10 protein-coding genes are annotated in these 15,502 nt (G+C 73.7%); 3 read left to right on the forward strand and 7 right to left on the reverse strand.

The features are described 5' to 3' along the window. From BGM09_RS35820 to BGM09_RS35830, 3 genes are all read right to left on the reverse strand, one after another. Positions 1-1,253, reverse strand: a 1,253-nt coding sequence (locus BGM09_RS35820; RefSeq protein ID WP_223188073.1) for a glycosyltransferase, incomplete at its 3' end; no start/stop codon positions are given. Beyond that, the gene (locus BGM09_RS35825) at positions 1,250-2,371 is read right to left on the reverse strand and encodes a glycosyltransferase family 4 protein (protein WP_188285931.1); all 1,122 of its coding nucleotides are present in this window, start codon (positions 2,369-2,371) and stop codon (positions 1,250-1,252) included. The genes BGM09_RS35825 and BGM09_RS35820, both read right to left, overlap by 4 nt. Before the next feature lie 142 nt (positions 2,372-2,513). Further along, positions 2,514-3,941 (reverse strand): HEAT repeat domain-containing protein, encoded by a 1,428-nt coding sequence (locus tag BGM09_RS35830; protein ID WP_188285932.1) that lies wholly within the window; start codon positions 3,939-3,941, stop codon positions 2,514-2,516. Between the two features lie 386 nt (positions 3,942-4,327). Here BGM09_RS35830 and BGM09_RS35835 point away from each other — a divergent pair, with 386 nt between their 5' ends. Beyond that, a complete protein-coding gene (locus BGM09_RS35835) occupies positions 4,328-5,797 on the forward strand; it encodes a PP2C family protein-serine/threonine phosphatase (RefSeq protein ID WP_188285933.1) in 1,470 nt (489 codons plus the stop codon). A 96-nt stretch (positions 5,798-5,893) separates the two neighbouring features. Here the strand turns inward: BGM09_RS35835 and BGM09_RS35840 are convergent, their stop codons facing one another. Then, entirely contained in the window at positions 5,894-7,375 is a 1,482-nt protein-coding gene (locus tag BGM09_RS35840) for a hypothetical protein (RefSeq protein ID WP_188285934.1), read from the reverse strand. A 226-nt stretch (positions 7,376-7,601) separates the two neighbouring features. Here BGM09_RS35840 and BGM09_RS35845 point away from each other — a divergent pair, with 226 nt between their 5' ends. Both BGM09_RS35845 and BGM09_RS35850 read left to right on the forward strand, forming a co-directional pair. Continuing rightward, positions 7,602-8,690, forward strand: coding sequence for an aminoglycoside phosphotransferase family protein (locus tag BGM09_RS35845; RefSeq protein ID WP_188285935.1), 1,089 nt, complete (start codon positions 7,602-7,604; stop codon positions 8,688-8,690). Between the two features lie 313 nt (positions 8,691-9,003). Then, complete coding sequence (locus BGM09_RS35850; protein WP_188285936.1) at positions 9,004-10,947, forward strand: N-acetylmuramoyl-L-alanine amidase; 1,944 nt, start codon at positions 9,004-9,006, stop codon at positions 10,945-10,947. Between the two features lie 208 nt (positions 10,948-11,155). On the opposite strand, the gene BGM09_RS35855 is transcribed toward BGM09_RS35850, so the two are convergent. The 3 genes from BGM09_RS35855 to BGM09_RS35865 form a co-directional block, all read right to left on the reverse strand. Continuing rightward, positions 11,156-11,656 carry a hypothetical protein gene (locus BGM09_RS35855; protein ID WP_188285937.1) on the reverse strand — a complete coding sequence of 167 codons (501 nt, stop codon included), beginning with the start codon at positions 11,654-11,656 and terminating at the stop codon, positions 11,156-11,158. A 139-nt stretch (positions 11,657-11,795) separates the two neighbouring features. Continuing rightward, positions 11,796-14,744: an ATP-binding protein gene (locus BGM09_RS35860; RefSeq protein WP_188285938.1), complete on the reverse strand. Its 2,949-nt coding sequence runs from the start codon at positions 14,742-14,744 to the stop codon at positions 11,796-11,798. Positions 14,745-15,273: 529 nt separating this feature from the next. Next, positions 15,274-15,502 (reverse strand): CGNR zinc finger domain-containing protein (locus tag BGM09_RS35865; RefSeq protein ID WP_188285939.1); only part of this gene is annotated, 229 nt, incomplete at its 5' end.

Below are 15,502 nucleotides of genomic sequence, written 5' to 3' on the forward strand. Positions count from 1 at the left end.
AGGACGCGCTGTACGGCGGCGGCGTACTCGGCGGGTGTGTCGGCGCAGCCGCCCGCCGGGCCGATGAGGGTGGGCAGCGCGGAGCGGGAACTGGCCACCACGGGGGTGCCGCAGGCGAGGGCTTCGAGGGCCGCCAGACCGAAGGTCTCGACGGGTCCCGGTGCCAGCGCCACGTCGGCGGTGGCGAGCAGCGCGGCGAGGTCGGCGCGCCGCGGCACGTGACCGAGGAAGGTGACCGGCAGCCGGGCGGCCCTGGCCTGGGCGGTGAGCCGGGTCCGCAGGGGGCCCTCGCCCGCGACCACCAGCGCCGCGTCGACGCCGGAGCCGCGCAGGTGGGCCAGGGTCTCCAGCGCCATGCCCGGCCGCTTCTCGGGCGAGAGCCGCGAGCAGAGCACCAGCAGGACGGCGGCGCCGTGCCCGTGCGTCTCGCGCAGCCGCGGGTTCCGGGCGCCGGGGTGGCAGCCTTCGAGGTCGACGCCGAGCGGGGCGCGTACGACGTTGCGGGCGCCGATCCGCTCGAATTCGGCGGCGGCCCAGGCCGTGGTGCACACCACGCGCGTGTAGGCCAGCGCGGTACGGCGGTTGAGGGCGTCGGCGGCGCGGCGGGCGGGTCCCGAGGGCAGGCCCCAGGTGCCGAGCACACCGTCGGCGCTCTCGTGGGACACCATCAGGGACGGGACGCGGTGCCGCCTGGCCCACTCCCCCGTCCAGCGCAGGGTGGTGCGGTCGGAGACCTCGATCCGGTCGGGGGCGAGCGAGGCGAGTACGGCCTCCACGGGGGCGCGGCGGGCCAGTACGCGGTAGCCGCCGGTGCCGGGGATCTCAGGTCCCGGCAGGGTGATCACCCGCCCCTGCGGGGTGAGTTCGTCGGAGGCGGTGGCGCCGGGGACGATCAGCACGGGTTCGTGGCCCGCCGCCGCGTAGCCCTCGCCGAGGTGGCGCAGCGCGGTGCGCAGGCCGCCGGAGACGGGCGTGACGAAGTTGGCGAGCCGCACGATGCGCAGGGCGGGCTCGGGGTCGCGGTCGAGGGGGTGCGGGGCGGTGAGGGCTCCGCCGTCGGGTGAAGTGAGGTCGTCCTGGCCGTACATGACGTGGTCCCTGCCGTCGGTGGGGTCGATGCCGAAGCCTGTGGCGGCGCGGCCGGTTCGCGTGCCGCTCGCCGTACCGGCCGCCCGCGTACCGGTCGCCCGCGTACCGGTCGTCGCACGGTCGCCCGCGCCGCCGCTGATGCCGCCGCTCATGCCGGTGCTCATGCCGCCGCCGCCTCGCGCTCGCCGAGCACCTGGTCGTAGTGGCCGAGGAGTTGGTCGCCGACGGCCTCCCACGTACGGTCGGCGACCGCCGTGCGAGCCGCGCTCCCGTAGCGCTCGCGCAGCCGGTCGTCGCCGAGCAGGAACTGGACGGCCGAGCGGACGGCCGCCGGGTCGAGCGGCGGCACCAGCAGGCCGGTGCGGCCGTGCTGGACCAGGTCGAGGGGGCCGCCGGCCGCCGGAGCGACGACGGGGACCGCGCTGGCCATCGCCTCCTGCACGGTCTGACAGAAGGTCTCGAACGGTCCTGTGTGGCAGAAGACGTCGAAGGAGGCGTGGATGCGGGCGAGTTCGGTGCCGGTCCTGCGGCCCATGAAGACCGCGCCCGGCAGAGCGGTGCGCAGGCTCGGCGCGCTGGGGCCGTCGCCGACGACGACCACGCGCACGCCCGGCACTTCGCACAGCCCGGCGAGCAGTTCGACGTGCTTCTCCGGCGCGAGCCTGCCGACGTATCCGACGATCAGCTCGCCGTTCGGGGCCAGTTCGCGGCGCAGCGCCCCGTCGCGGCGCGCGGGGTGGAAGCGGTCGGAGTCGACGCCGCGTGGCCACAAGTGGACGCGTGGGACGCCCTGTTCCGCCAGCGCGCTGACGGAGGCGGAGGAGGGTGCCAGGGTGCGGGCCGCGGCGGAGTGCACCGCGCGGATCCGGCGCCAGGCGGCGGATTCGCCCGCGTTCAGATACGTCCTGGCGTATCCGGCGAGGTCGGTCTGGTAGACGGCGACGGCGGGGATGTGCAACCGGGTGGCGGCGGCCAGGCCGCGCGCGCCGAGCACGAAGGGGCTGGCCAGGTGGACCAGCTCGGTGCGGTGCGCGGCGATGGCGGCGGCGGTACGGCGGCCGGGCAGCGCGACCCGCACCTGCGGGTAGCCGGGCAGCGGGAGGGAGGGGACGCGGATGACGGGGCAGGGGTCGGGACCGGGGTCCTGGTCGTGCGGGCCCGCGGGCGCGACCACGAGCGGTTCATGGCCGCGCCGTGCGAGGTGTTCGGCCGTGCGCAGGGCGCAGTGGGCCACTCCGTTGACGTCGGGTGGGAAGGACTCTGTGACGATGGCGACACGCATACCGTGGTTGTCGCCGCATTGAGCGTTGTCAGGGCCACGTGGATCTTTCCCGAAGTGGAACGCCCCATGAGCGTTAGGACCCGCGCCGGGTTTTCGGTGATCCGCCCGTGGTCCGCCCGCGGGTCAGCCGCGGGTCGCCCGCCTACCTGGACGTACCGCCGGAACTGAGCCGGCCGCGGACGGCGGTCTGTACTTCGGCCTCTTCCGCGGGGTCCGCGGCCAGTCTGCGCAGCTGCGCCAGGACCCTCACGTCACCGGATGTCGCACGGTGCGCGGCCAGTTCGCGGGTGCTCTCCTCGCAGTCCCACAGGCACTCGACGGCGAAACCGGCGGCGAAACCGGGGTCGGTGACGGCGAGCGCGACGGCGGAGGTGCCGCGCAGCTGGGAGGACGACGTCTCCCGGTAGATGTGCCGCAGGACGGGTGCGGCCAGGCAGGCGGAGAGCCTTCCGACTCCCTCGACGAGCGCGTCGAGCCCTTCGGCGTCCGCGCCGCCGGTCTGTACGGTCCTGCGCAGCGCGCCCAGCACGTGCTCGGCGTCCTGCGGTCCGCCGTGGCGGGCGAGCAGCCGGGCGGCGGCGGAGCCGAGCGGGTCGGTGCGGGCGGCCCAGACGCGGGCGCGGGCCATCGCCTCGTCGTCCCTGAGACGTTCCAGGGATTCCAGGGCGGCGCGTACGACGAGGTCGTCGGTGGAGACCGCGGCCGTCTCGATCAGGTCCAGGCGGCGGGGGTCGCAGCGGTCGGTGAGGTGGCGCAGCGCGGCGGCGCGGGCGGCGGACGGGCCGTGCAGGGCCGCTTCGAGCAGTTCCGCGTGGTCCTCGGGGCCCGCGACGGCGGCCAGGCAGCGGGCGGCGGGCTGGTCGCGTTCGACGCTGGGGTGGCGGGTCAGTCCCTGCTGCGCCCATTCGAGGACGGCGGTGACGCTCCAGCCGGGGGTCGGGCCCGCGGAGCGCATCTGGCGCTGCCAGCGGTCGAACGAGACCTGTTCCGCGGCCTTGGCCACGCGGGTCGCGGTGGCCGGTTGCGAGGCGTCCTCGGCCCAGAGCTGCCACGGGCGGGGTTCGTAGGCCTCGCGGACGGCGCGGGCCAGTTCCGCGTCGCCTTCCGGGGTGTGCGGGAAGCGGGCGACGACGGCGGGGCCCAGTGCGCGCAGTCCCGCCTCGTCGTCGCGGACCGCGAGCTCGTCGAGCGCCCATTCCCAGCAGCCGCCGGTGGCCGCGTACCGCCGCAGCAGGTGCAGCGCGTCGCGGCGGCCGTATCCGGCGAGGTGGCCGAGTACGGACAGCGCGAGACCGCAGCGGTGCTCGTCGGGGGCGACCAGGTCCTCCGGGTGGAAGAGGTGGTGTTCGATCCCGTCGAGCGGGCTCTCCAGGTCCGAGTAGAGACGCGCGTAATACAAGGAGCGCGACTCGACCCGCCAGTCGAGCCGGGGATCGCGCAGCACGCACTGCTCCAAAGCGGCGAGGGCTTCCGTCCGCGGCGCCGCCAGGGCATGCAGGGGCCCGTCTCCGCGTCCTCGCTGGAGGAGGCCGAGAAGGGATCCACTGGGCGCTATGTCTGGGTCGAACATGAGGTCAGCATCCGGTGCGGGGGGTTCCATGGCAACGGGATTTCCGCTACCGGTGCCCGGCATCCTTACCGGCCGTCGTCGGTTTCATGCCTGACGGGAACGGGGGATTCCGTGGGGACGGGCGGCGGAAGCCTACCGACTCGGGGTGTGCCGTGTCGCTTCCGGGCGGCGGGCGGGTGTCGAACGGGCGGCGCGGGGACGGCCGGTGGGGTGGCGCGGGGGGTGGCGTTACCCCGCTGGGCTGGTGGCATATGCCAGAAGCACCACCGTATCGGGTATCGCGGAAACCCTTACGGCCGATCGCTCCCTGTGCAACAGTCGTTACCGGCCCTTCCGTCCGCCACGGCCGTTCAGCGCCTGCCAGCAGACACGTTTCGGAGTGTGTCATGCCGTTCCCCACGCACGCGGAGCACAACTCCGCGCAGCCACCGGATCCCGGTGCGGTGGACGCCCTGATCTCTCAGGCGCGTCGCCTCAGGACCCAGGTGGATTCGGTGCTGCGCGAAAGCGCCGCCGCCGCCGAGGACCCCCAGTTGCGCTGGCAGCGTGCCCTGTGCGATCTCGCCGTGCACCAGCTCGACGACGTGGACACCCATCTCGGCCAGCTCAGGGACGGCCTGGACACCGGCTGTCCGGGCGCCGACCCGCTGACCGCCGACCTGCTGGTGGACCTGCCGTCGCAGACGTCCCTGCCGCCGGGGCCCGACGCGGTCAGCGCGCTGGGCCGGGCGGGCAGCGCGGAGTGGGACCTGCTCACCGATGACGCGCAGTGGTCGGACGAGCTGTACCGGATCTTCGGCCGGGAGCCCGCAGACGGTCCGCTGACCCTGGACGAGCTGCCCTCGTGGCTGTTCTCCGAGGACCAGCAGGTTCTCACCGAGATGGTGACCGGCTGCCTGGTCGACGGCCGTCCGATCGACGGCGAGTTCCGTATCGTGCGCGCGGACGGCTCCGTCCGTACGGTGCACATGGTCGGCGAGCCGGTGCTCGGCGCCGACGGGGACACCGTGTCCATGTGGGCGGTGTTGCGGGACGTCAGCGATCTGCGGCGCAGCCAGCGCACGCTCCGGGAGACCCGTGACTCCCTCCAGCGGCAGCGGCAGATCGCGCAGACCGAGCGTCGGCTGGCGGTTGAGCTACAGGAGGCCGTGCTGCCGCCCTGGCGCGGCACCCTGCGGTTCCCGCAGGACGGGGGGCCCACCACGATGGACCTGGCAGCGCATTATCTGCCGTCCGGCACCAGCGCCCTGATCGGCGGCGACTGGTACGACGCGATGCAGTTGCCCGACGGGTCCTCCTTACTCACCGTCGGCGACCTCACCGGACACGGTGTGGCCGCCACCTCAGGCATGGCGATGCTGCTGGGCGCGCTGCGCGGCATGGCCGTCGCGGGCCTCCAGCCCGGCCCCCTGATGGGCTGGCTCAACGAACTGCTGGACACATCGGCGCAGCCCGCGCTCGGCAGCGCCCTGTGCTGCCGGTACGAGCCGTCGACCCGGCTGCTGCGCTGGGCCCAGGCGGGCCACCCCGCCCCGCTGCTGTTCCGCGACGGGGCGGGGCGGGTGCTCGAATCCCCCGAGGGCGTCCTGCTCGGTGCGACCTCCGGCGCCCTGTACGGGCAGGCCGACGAGCAACTGGCCGCCGGTGATCTGCTGGTGCTGCACACCGACGGCCTCGTGCCGCGCCGTTCCGCGCTGGACACCGACACCGAGAGCGGCTCGGGACGACTCCTGGCGATGGCACCGCTGTTCGCCCGCGCCCGGACCGCACAGGAATGCGTGCGGATCGTCGCCGAGGAGTTCGGCACCCCGGAGCGCGAGGACGACGCCTGTGTGCTGATCGCCAGGATCGCCTGAGCCTTCTTTGCGGCTTTCTTTCCCGCTTTCTTCCCGTGGACACGTTCCGTGGTACGAGCTGTCCGACCCGTTCGGCGGCAGGTCGGCCGGCCGTCGTTACACGGACCGGGTCCGCCCGGCGGTTCCCTTCCCCTTGGATTTCGGCAGTGCCGTCTCGATCTCGGTCCGCAGATCCTGGATCTTGGTGTAGCCCGAATACCGCCCGGTGAGCCGGTACATCTCGCGCAGCCGGTCCCAGGTGCGGTGCGAGGAGGTCTCCCCGATGGTGAGCAGCGCCATCCGGGCGTAGCGGTCGGCCTCCTCCGGGTCGTCGGCGATGAAGCAGGCCGACGCCAGCGACAGATAGTCGAAGATCATCGACCGCTCGTGGCCGCCGCCCCGCAGCACCAGCGCCTTCTTGGCGTGGAGTTGCGCCTCGGCCGCGGCCGACGGGTCGTGGTCGGCCAGGGTGCGGAAGGCGAGCGCCTGCATCCCGTGCAGGTCGGCCTCGTCGAAATTCTGCATCCAACTGGGCGCCGGTACATCGCCCTTGTCGGACACGAACAGGTCCTCGGCCTCGCCGAGGGTCCGCCGCATCGCCTGGCCCCGGCCCATGGACGCCTGCGCCCACGCCTCGATGGTGCGCAGCATGGCGCGGGTGCGCGGCAGCGCGGACTCGCCGGAACCGGACTTGGCGAGCTTCATCAGGTCCAGCGCGTCGTCCGGCCGCCCCAGGTGCACCATCTGACGGGCGGCCCTGGACAGCGCCTCACCGGCCCTGGGCCGGTCGCCGCCCTCCCGCGCGGCGTGTGCGGCGATCACGAAGTACTTCTGGGCGGTGGGTTCCAGGCCCACGTCGTGCGACATCCAGCCCGCCAGCACCGCGAGGTTGGCGGCTACCCCCCACAACCGGCGCTGGAGATGCGCGGGATGGGCGTAGGAGAGCATGCCGCCCACCTCGTTGAGCTGGCCGACCACGGCCTTGCGCTGGAGGCCGCCGCCGCGAGAGGCGTCCCAGGCGCGGAACACCTCGACCGAGCGTTCCAGCGACTCGATCTCCTGGGAGCCGACCGGTACCGCCTCGTACTGGTCGTAGGCGGCGGGGTCGACGTCGAGCGGATCGTCGAGGACTGGCGCGTCGGCCGCCAGGGCCGGGTCGGTGTGCAGCCAGTCGTGCATGGCTGTGCTGAGTACGGAACCGGTGGCGAGCGCGGCGCCCGCGCCCACCAGACCGCGTCGGTTGAGCATGAGGTCCATTCCCGTGAATTCGGTGAGGACCGCGGCGGTTCGCTCCGGCGGCCACGGGAGGCCGTCTCCGGTCTGTCTTCTTCCCGTCTGCCGGCGCCGGTCGAACCCGAGATCCTCGATGGTCACGACACGGCCGAGACGCTCGGTGAACAGCGCGGCCAACACCTTCGGCACGGGATCGCGCGGCGACTCACCGGTCTCGATCCAACGGCGTACGCGCGATGTGTCGGTCGAGAGCTGCGGATGGCCCATGGCCGCCGCCTGCCGGTTGACCAACCGTGCGAGTTCGCCCTTGGACCAGCCGGTGAGGCCGAACAGGTCCGCGAGTCGGGTATTGGCTTCATTGCCCACGTCAAGCCCCCAGGTTCCTCGGCTGAATTGACACTATTCCCCCTGACAATGGCCCCGCGACTATTCGCCAGGGTTCGCCAGGGTCCGCTACGTGGTGTGCCACCCGCGGCCGGGTGTCAGGTAGGAACGCGCCACCCCGGTCCGTCTCCGCATTCCCCAGGGTGCGGTACCGGACCGGCCGTGGCGCCCCTGAACCGTTGGCACACGAAGGGATCTGCTTCTCCCCATGTATTCGGCATCGTCCTCCGTGTCCGCACCGCCCCGGCCGTCGTACCCCGCCGTCGCGGAACCCGCCCTCCGCCCTCGCCAGGCCACCGCCGTACGGCGCGTCGGCCGGCCCGCGGGCAGCTCCCATCCGCTCAGCGGGAGACTCGACTTGACCGGCCCACAGGGCGCCCAGTTGCGCACCGCCGTCGCCGCCGTGCAGCGCATCTGCCCCGAGTTCGCCCCGGTCCAGCTCCTGCGCCGCGGCGGCCGTACGGCGCTGCTGATCGGCACCTCGGGGCGCGCTCCGGCCGTCGCGAAGTGTCTGCTCGACCAGTCCCCCGCCTGGGCGGAGCGTTTCCGCCAGGAGATAGCGGCCTACCGCACGTTCGTCCGGCACCGGCCGCCGGTCCGGGTGCCGCGGCTGATCGCCGCGGACCCCGAGAGCTGTGTGCTGGTGATGGAGCGGATGCCCGGACGGGTGGTGTCGCCGCAGCGGCACCCGGTGCAGCCGCCGAGCAAGGGCGATGTGCGGGCGGCGCTCTCGGCGTACTCGCGCGTCAACATGTGGCGCCCGCCCGCCGGTTCCTTCGACGCGCCGATCGACTATCCCGTACGCATCAACCGCTACCACGAGTTGGGCCTGCTGACCGACCGGGACATGGGCGACCTCCAGCAGCTTCTGCACGGACTGGCCCATGTGCAGGGGCAGTTCTGCCACGGTGACGCGCAGTTGTCGAATGTGCTGCTGTCGCCCGCGGGTCCCTCGCTGGTCGACTGGGAGCACTCGGGCTGGTATCTGCCGGGGTACGACCTGGCGGTGCTGTGGTCGGTGCTCGGCGACGACCCGGCCGCGCGGCGGCAGATCAGCCAGCAGGCGCAGGCGCAGGGTCCGGCGGCGCGGGACTCCTTCCTGGTCAATCTGATGCTGGTGCTGACCCGGGAGATCCGCACCTACGAGACGGCCGTCCAGCGCACGATGCGGGCCGTGGGACCCGTGGCGCCCGGCGCGGCCGAGGCGGGCGAGGAGCAGCGGCTGCTGCTGCGCCGCCTGCACGACGACTGCGGTATGGCCCGCAGGGCGGTGCGCGCCGCGGTCGGCACCCGGTAGGCACCCGGTGGGCAGGGACCGGACGGGTACACCGTGGCCGCGGTCGGCCACGAGTTCCGCGCGCCGTCCCGCGCGCCCCACTGGTCCAGACCACTGACGAGGAGCAGGCCAGCACGCCGGCACGGGGAAACTTCCGGAATACGCCGCTGACGTGCGAAGACGGCCTCGTATACGGATGCCTGACGGATGGTTGACGGATGTTCCGGCAGCCGATACCTCTGTGGTGCCGATCGTTCGGCACATCTTGGAGGAGGCTGCTTTGCGAGGATCCGCTCCCCCGTCCGACAGACGCCGTGGACGGCGCGCGCTGCGTATGGCCACGGCCGCCGCGGCTGCCGCCGCCCTGCTCCCGGTGTTCGGTGTCGCCCACGCGGCCGAGCCCGGCCAGAGCGCCGCGGGCTCGCTGCAACAGGCGTTCGCGGACGCCGCCACGGCGTACCGCGTGCCGCAGAGCGTGCTGCTCGGCGTGTCGTATCTGGAGTCCCGCTGGGACGGCCACCAGGGCATGCCGAGTGTGACCGGCGGCTACGGGCCGATGCATCTGACCGACACCCGTACCGCCCTCGCGGACTTCCCGAGCAAGGGCATGGGGGACGGCGCCGACGACGGGCGCGGGGACGACACCCGGCCGATGATCAGTACGGCGACCGCGCAGGCGCCCGATCTGGCCGCGCTGCCCGCCTCGTACACCACGCTGGACCGCGCGGCGACGCTCACCGGACTGTCGGCCGCCGCGCTGCGCGAGGACGCGGCGACGAATGTGGCGGGCGGCGCGGCGCTGCTCGCCGACACCCAGAAGTCGCTGGGCGAGCCGCTGAGTTCGGATCCGGCGGACTGGTACGCGGCGGTCGCCCGCTACTCCGGCGCCGACGACACGGCGACGGCCGCGGCCTTCGCCGACGACGTCTTCGACGTCCTGAAGCAGGGCCAGACGCGGACCACCGACGCAGGGCAGCGAGTCACGCTGGCCGCGGCGCCCGCGGTGAAGCCCGCGGCGGGCCAGGCCGCCAGGATCGGCCTGAAGCAGGTCAACGCGGCGGGGACCGAGTGCCCGAGCGGTCTGGGCTGCGAGTGGATCCCGGCGCCGTACGAGGACACCGGCGGCGGGGACTACGGCAACTACGACAAGGGCGACCGGCCGAAGAGCGAGAAGATCGACACGATCGTCATCCACGACACCGAGGGCTACTGGGACACCGCCCTCCAGCTCGTCCAGGACCCGACGTATCTGGCCTGGCACTACACCGTGCGCTCCTCCGACGGACACATCGCCCAGCACCTGAACACCAAGGACGTCGGGTGGCACGCGGGCAACTGGTACACCAACTCCAAGTCCGTCGGCATCGAGCACGAGGGCTTCCTGACCGACCCGGGCACCTGGTACACGGAGTCGATGTACCGCACGTCCGCACGGCTGGTGAAGTACCTGGCGGCGAAGTACCACATCCCGCTGGACCGGCAGCACATCCTCGGGCACGACAATGTGCCGGGCCCGACGGCCTCGTACATCTCGGGGATGCACACCGACCCGGGCCCGTACTGGGACTGGGGTCACTACATGGCGCTGATGGGCGCCCCCCTGCGCGCGACCGCCGGCACCTGGGGCGGTGTGGTCACCATCGCCCCCGACTACGACACCAACCAGCCGGTCTACACCGGCTGTACGACGGCCGCGGCAGTCTGTCCCGCGCACGGCTCCGACGCGGTCCGGCTGTACACGGCGCCGAGCCAGGACGCGCCGCTGGTCAAGGACATCGGGCTGCACGGCGCGACGGGCGCGAGCACCACGGGCGTCAACGACGTGGGCGCGCGGGCCTCGGCGGGCCAGCAGTTCGCGGTGGCCGAGCGGCAGGGCGACTGGACGGCGGTGTGGTACCTCGGCCAGAAGGGCTGGTTCCACAACCCGGCGTCGCAGCCGACGGCCGTCAACTCGATCGGCCTGGTGATCACCCCGAAGAAGGGACTGGCGAGCATCCCGGTCTACGGCCGGGCGTACCCGGAGGCCGCCGCGTATCCGGCGGACGTGCCGGTGCAGGGCATCTCCGCGATGCCGTACACGATCCCGGCCGGGCAGCGGTACGTGGTCGGCAATGTGGTGCCGGGCGAGTACTTCTACTCGGTCTCCTTCGACACCAGCGACCAGAAGGTGGTGCGCGGGAAGCAGCTCTACTACGAGATCCAGCTCGGCCACCGGGTGGAGTACGTGATGGCCTCCGACGTGACCTTGCTGCCGTCGGTGCTGGGCGCTCCGCGCTGAGTCCACCGGGACCGCGGCGGCGGGCCCGAGGGTAACGGGGGGAAGGGCGGCACCGGGATTCCGGTGTCGCCCTTCGCCGTGCCCTGTCGTGCCCGTGCCTTGTCGCGCCTGTGTCCTGTCGTGCCCGTGCCCTGTCGCGCCTGTGTCCTGTGCGCCCTGTCGCGTGCGCGTCCTGTGCGTCCGGCCTGCGGAAGGTCTCCGCCGGGCCTCAGCCCGCCTGGAACATCTCCGCGGGCAGCGGCTTCAGAAGCTGGTAGAGGTCGTCGGTGATCGGCCGGTCCCAGGTGGCGATGGTGACCTGGACGCCGTCGCTGCGGTCGAACTGGGCGCAGGCGACCCGCGACTCGGAGATCTTGATCCGGCGCACGATCAGCAGGCTGTCGCCGTGCATCACGGGGGTGTCCTCGATCCCGGTGACCTCGGCCGGTTCGTCGTTGCCGAGCGCCGCGAGGAGCTGGGCCACCTCGAAGGGCACCTGGCCGTCGTCCAGCTCGCGGGCGGGCGAGCCGGCCGGGAGGTTGCCGATCAGCATCGCGGGGCCGCGTCCGCCGAACAGGTCGTAGCGCAGGTAGATGCCCTGGCAACTGCCGTCGGGGCCGGGCAGCAGCCCGGCGCCGAGGTCACCGGGCCAGTCCCCCGGGTCCATGGCGAGGACGTCGAAGTCCGGCCCGGTGGGCGTGGCTGCGCTACGGCGGCGGAGGAAGGACATGCCGCCATCGTACGGGTAGCGACCGCCGCCGGGGACCGGGCCCGCGCCCCTTCCGTGCCCTCGCCCCGTGACGCTCCGGCCGGTGCGATCCCGTACGGCGGCCCGCCCCCGGGCCGCTCCCGGGCCGCTCGCCCGGCCGTCAGCGGCCGTAGGCGTCGTCGTCCGGCGGCGCGGGCGCCGCGGGGATTTTGTGCAGGGCTTCCGGCAGCCCGGTGGGGTCGGTGCCGAGCTTGCGGTAGACGGCGTTCAGGGTGCGGACGACATCGCGCTCGCCGGTGCCGAGGGCGGCGGCGATCCGGCGGTGGTCCTCGCCCTGTGCGGCGCGCAGGGCGGCGGCGTGCTCGCGGGCGGTGAGGGCGTCGGAGTCGGCCGAGTGCGGGTGCCGCGGGCGCAGCCCGGCCAGCTCCAGCTCCTGGCCGGCCCGGTCGGCCAGTGCGTCGGCGCCGCACATCCGGGCGGTGTCGAGTCCGCGGTGGAGCTGTTCCGCGGCCCGCTCGGGCTGTCCCGCCCGGCGCAGCGCGGCGCCGTGGGCGACGAGCGAGCAGGCGAGCTGGTGCGCGGAGGGGGACTCCTCCAGCCGGTCGACGGACTCCTCGAGCAGTTTCAGCCCGTCCGGGCCGCCGGTGACCTCGGCGGCGACCCGCAGCGCGTGGCCGACGGCGGAGGCGGCGCCGAACTGGCGAGCGCGCGCGACGGCGTCCAACGCGGTCGCCCGAGCCCGGTCGGGGGTGTCGTGGGCCTCGGCGAGCGCGAGGTGCACTTGCCAGGGGCTCCAGGCGGGGTTGCGCATCCCGCGCGGGTCGAGCCTGCCGCCGACGCCGGTCAGTTCGGCGACGGCTTCTTTGTACCGCCCCTGGGCGAGCAGCAGTTCGCCGTGCACGGCCTGGGCGTCGGGGAAGGTGACGGCCGCGGGGAACGGCTCCCGGAAGTCGTACGCGGCGGCGAGTGCGACGGCTTCCTCGGTCCGGCCGCGGGCCAGCAGGATCTCGATGAGGACGGCCACCGAGTACCACTGCACGGGGGTGCCGCGGCCGACCCGCTCGGCCAGCCGCAGCCCGTCGCGGGCGAAGTCCTCCGCCTCCGCGAGCCGCCCGCGCCGGTAGCGCAGGTAGCCGAGCAGCAGATAGCCGAAGGACAGGTGCGCGCCGCGCCAGCCGTGCCGCTCGAAGCCCGCGATGCCGGTGGTGAACAGCTCTTCGGCGCGGCCCGGCTGGTCGGCGTACATGTAGGTCATGGCGACCAGGACGGGGACCTCGAAGCCCCAGCCCTCGTTGGCCCAGGGCAGGCCGCCGTCCAGGGCGCGGCCCGCGTGGTGCAGGACGGTGGCGGTGGGCTCGCCGCGCAAGGTGGCGTCCCAGGCGCGCAGGCCGATGATGTACCGCTCGGTGAGGTCGCGGCCGGTGAGCCGGTCGGCGAGCCTGGCCAGCCGCCGGGAGCGGCTGGGCGAGTCGGGTTCGTCGGCGCGGAAGGCGTCCCACATGAACTGTTCCGCCTGCATCCGCAGCCTGGTGCGGGCGCCGGTGGCGGTACGCGCGGCGTGCGCGACGACGTCGGCGGCCTCGCCGAGCCGGTCGCTGTGGGCGAGGGACTGGGAGAGCCGGAAGACGATGCCGTCACGCAGTTCGGGGTCGGTGATCGGCTCTTCGAGCGCGGCCCGCAGATGGTTGACGGTGACCGAGGGCTCCAGGAGCTGGGAGGCGGAGCCCAGTTCGTAGAGCACGGCGGCCCGGTCCTCGGGCGGCGGGGGTTCGCGCAGGGCGCGGCCCAGGTAAGCGCGGGCCGCCTCGGGCGCGCCCGCGCGCAGCGTCTCCCGTGCGGCGGCGCGCAGTTGGGCGACCACCCAGGGGTCGCCCTCGGGGTGGGTCTCCAGCAGATGGCGGGCAGCGGCGGCCGGGCCGAGACCCTCGTCGACCACCGACCAGGCGGCCTGGCCGTGCAGGGCGACGCGTACGGCGTCCGGGATCGCCCGGTAGACGGCGGTGGCGATCAGCGGGTGGACGAACTCCAGCGTGCCGCTGCCGGTGACGATACGGGCGTCGCGCAGCCGGTCGGCGCAGTCGGCGGCCTCCTCGCGGCCGAGTCCCGCGACGGTCGCGGCCAGCGTCGGGGAGATCTCCGTGCCGAGGACGGCGGCGGCCCAGGCGAGCCGGACGGTGGAGGGGCCGAGGCGTTCGAGCCGGGCGATCAGACCGCTGCCCTTGGCCGCGGCGGCCAGGTCGCGCAGCAGGTGGGCGCTTGACTCGTCGGGGCTCAGCCACCGGTCACGGACCTTCTCGGCCAACTCCACGGCTTCGAAGGGGTTTCCGGCGGTGACCGCCCAGCACTCGCGGCAGAACGCCTCGTCGGCGTGCGCGCCGACCGACTCCCTGACCAGGTGGCGGATGGCGGTCGCGGTGAGCGGTGCGAGGCCGATCGGGCGGTGTCCCGCCCGTCCGGGCAGGCCGCGGAAGGACTCGGCGCCCGGCGGGAGTTCGTCCGGCCGGTAGGCGACGACGATGAGCAGCGCCAGTTCGTCGGCGCGCGGCGCGAAGGCTGCCAGCCAGTTGAGCGACTGCGGGTCGGCCCAGTGGGCGTCGTCCAACACCAGGACGACGGGGGCGCGTTGGACGACGACGTGGGTGAGGACCCAGTCCAGGCCGTCGCGCAGACCCTGCGGGTCGGGGGCGGCGCCTTCCGCCGTGCACAGTCCGAGGGCCGGGCCGACGATGCCGTACCAACTGCCCAGCCTGGCACGGATCTCCGTCTCCGGGGCTCCGACGAGCTGGGGTTGCAGCAGTTGCCGCGCGACATGGAAGGCGACCTGCTGTTCCTGGTCGCCGCCGCGCGCGGACAGTACGGTGCAGCCGCGTTCGGCGGCCCTGCGGCGTACTTCGGTGAGCAGCGTGGTCTTGCCGAGGCCGGCGGACGCGGCGAAGGCGATGAGTCCGCCGTGCCGTTCGGCGGGGCGCGCGGCGGTGCCCGCGTCCGGACCGGCGGCGTCGTCGTCGGAACGTATGCCCGTGAGATCACTCAACGCCTCGTCCACGGCGACGAGTTCGGCGTCTCGTTCGAGCAGCGCGCGCCGGTTGCGCGAGTGGCGCTGCGACATGGTCAACCCCCCTGCCTGCCGGTGGTGTGCGCCCGGCGCACGACATGCGGGGACGTGCAGGACGGACAGCCGACCGGTGGCCTCACAGCGTACGCCGTCGGCTCCGCTGCGTAAGGGGGAACGGCCGTGCCGGTTCGCCACTGGCAGGGGACGTGACCGGCACGGCGGGACTGGCGGCGACCTGGGAGATCTCTCCGCCGCCCCTCACGGGCGAGACTGCCACGCGTGGCCGTCGTCCCACCAGGCACCGCAGCCCCCGCACCGCACTGGAGCACCCGTGCGCCCCATGTGCGCCCCCCTTACCCGCCGTAACGCGCCGTCTCGTCCGCAGGTCCCGTCATACGCCCCTCGTGCGCGCGTCAGCCCCCGCGGGATGTCGGCGCCTTTCGCTCATCGGCTCGCCCCGCACCTCCATTCGCACCGCACCTCAATTCGACGCGGGCCTCAATTCGACGCGCACCTCAATTCGGCGCGGGCCTCAGTGCGGCGCTCACACCGGCTCGATCCGCGTGTCACCCCCTCGCTCCGGTCAACTCCCTTGCCGCGCCTGCTCCTCACGCTGCCGCGCGTGGTGGCGGGCGACGCGGGCGCGGTTGCCGCAGGACGGCTTGCACCACTCCTGGCGGGCGTGCTCCTTGACGAAGTAGCGGACGCAGCGCGGGGCGGGGCAGGCGCGGAGCAGCTCGCGCTCGGGTCCGGCGAGGAACGCGACGGCGGCGCGGGCGAGGGCGGCGGCCAGCCGGTCGGCCGGAGCCGCC

The organism is Streptomyces sp. CBMA29 (genome assembly GCF_014596445.1).
GTDB lineage: Bacteria > Actinomycetota > Actinomycetes > Streptomycetales > Streptomycetaceae > Actinacidiphila.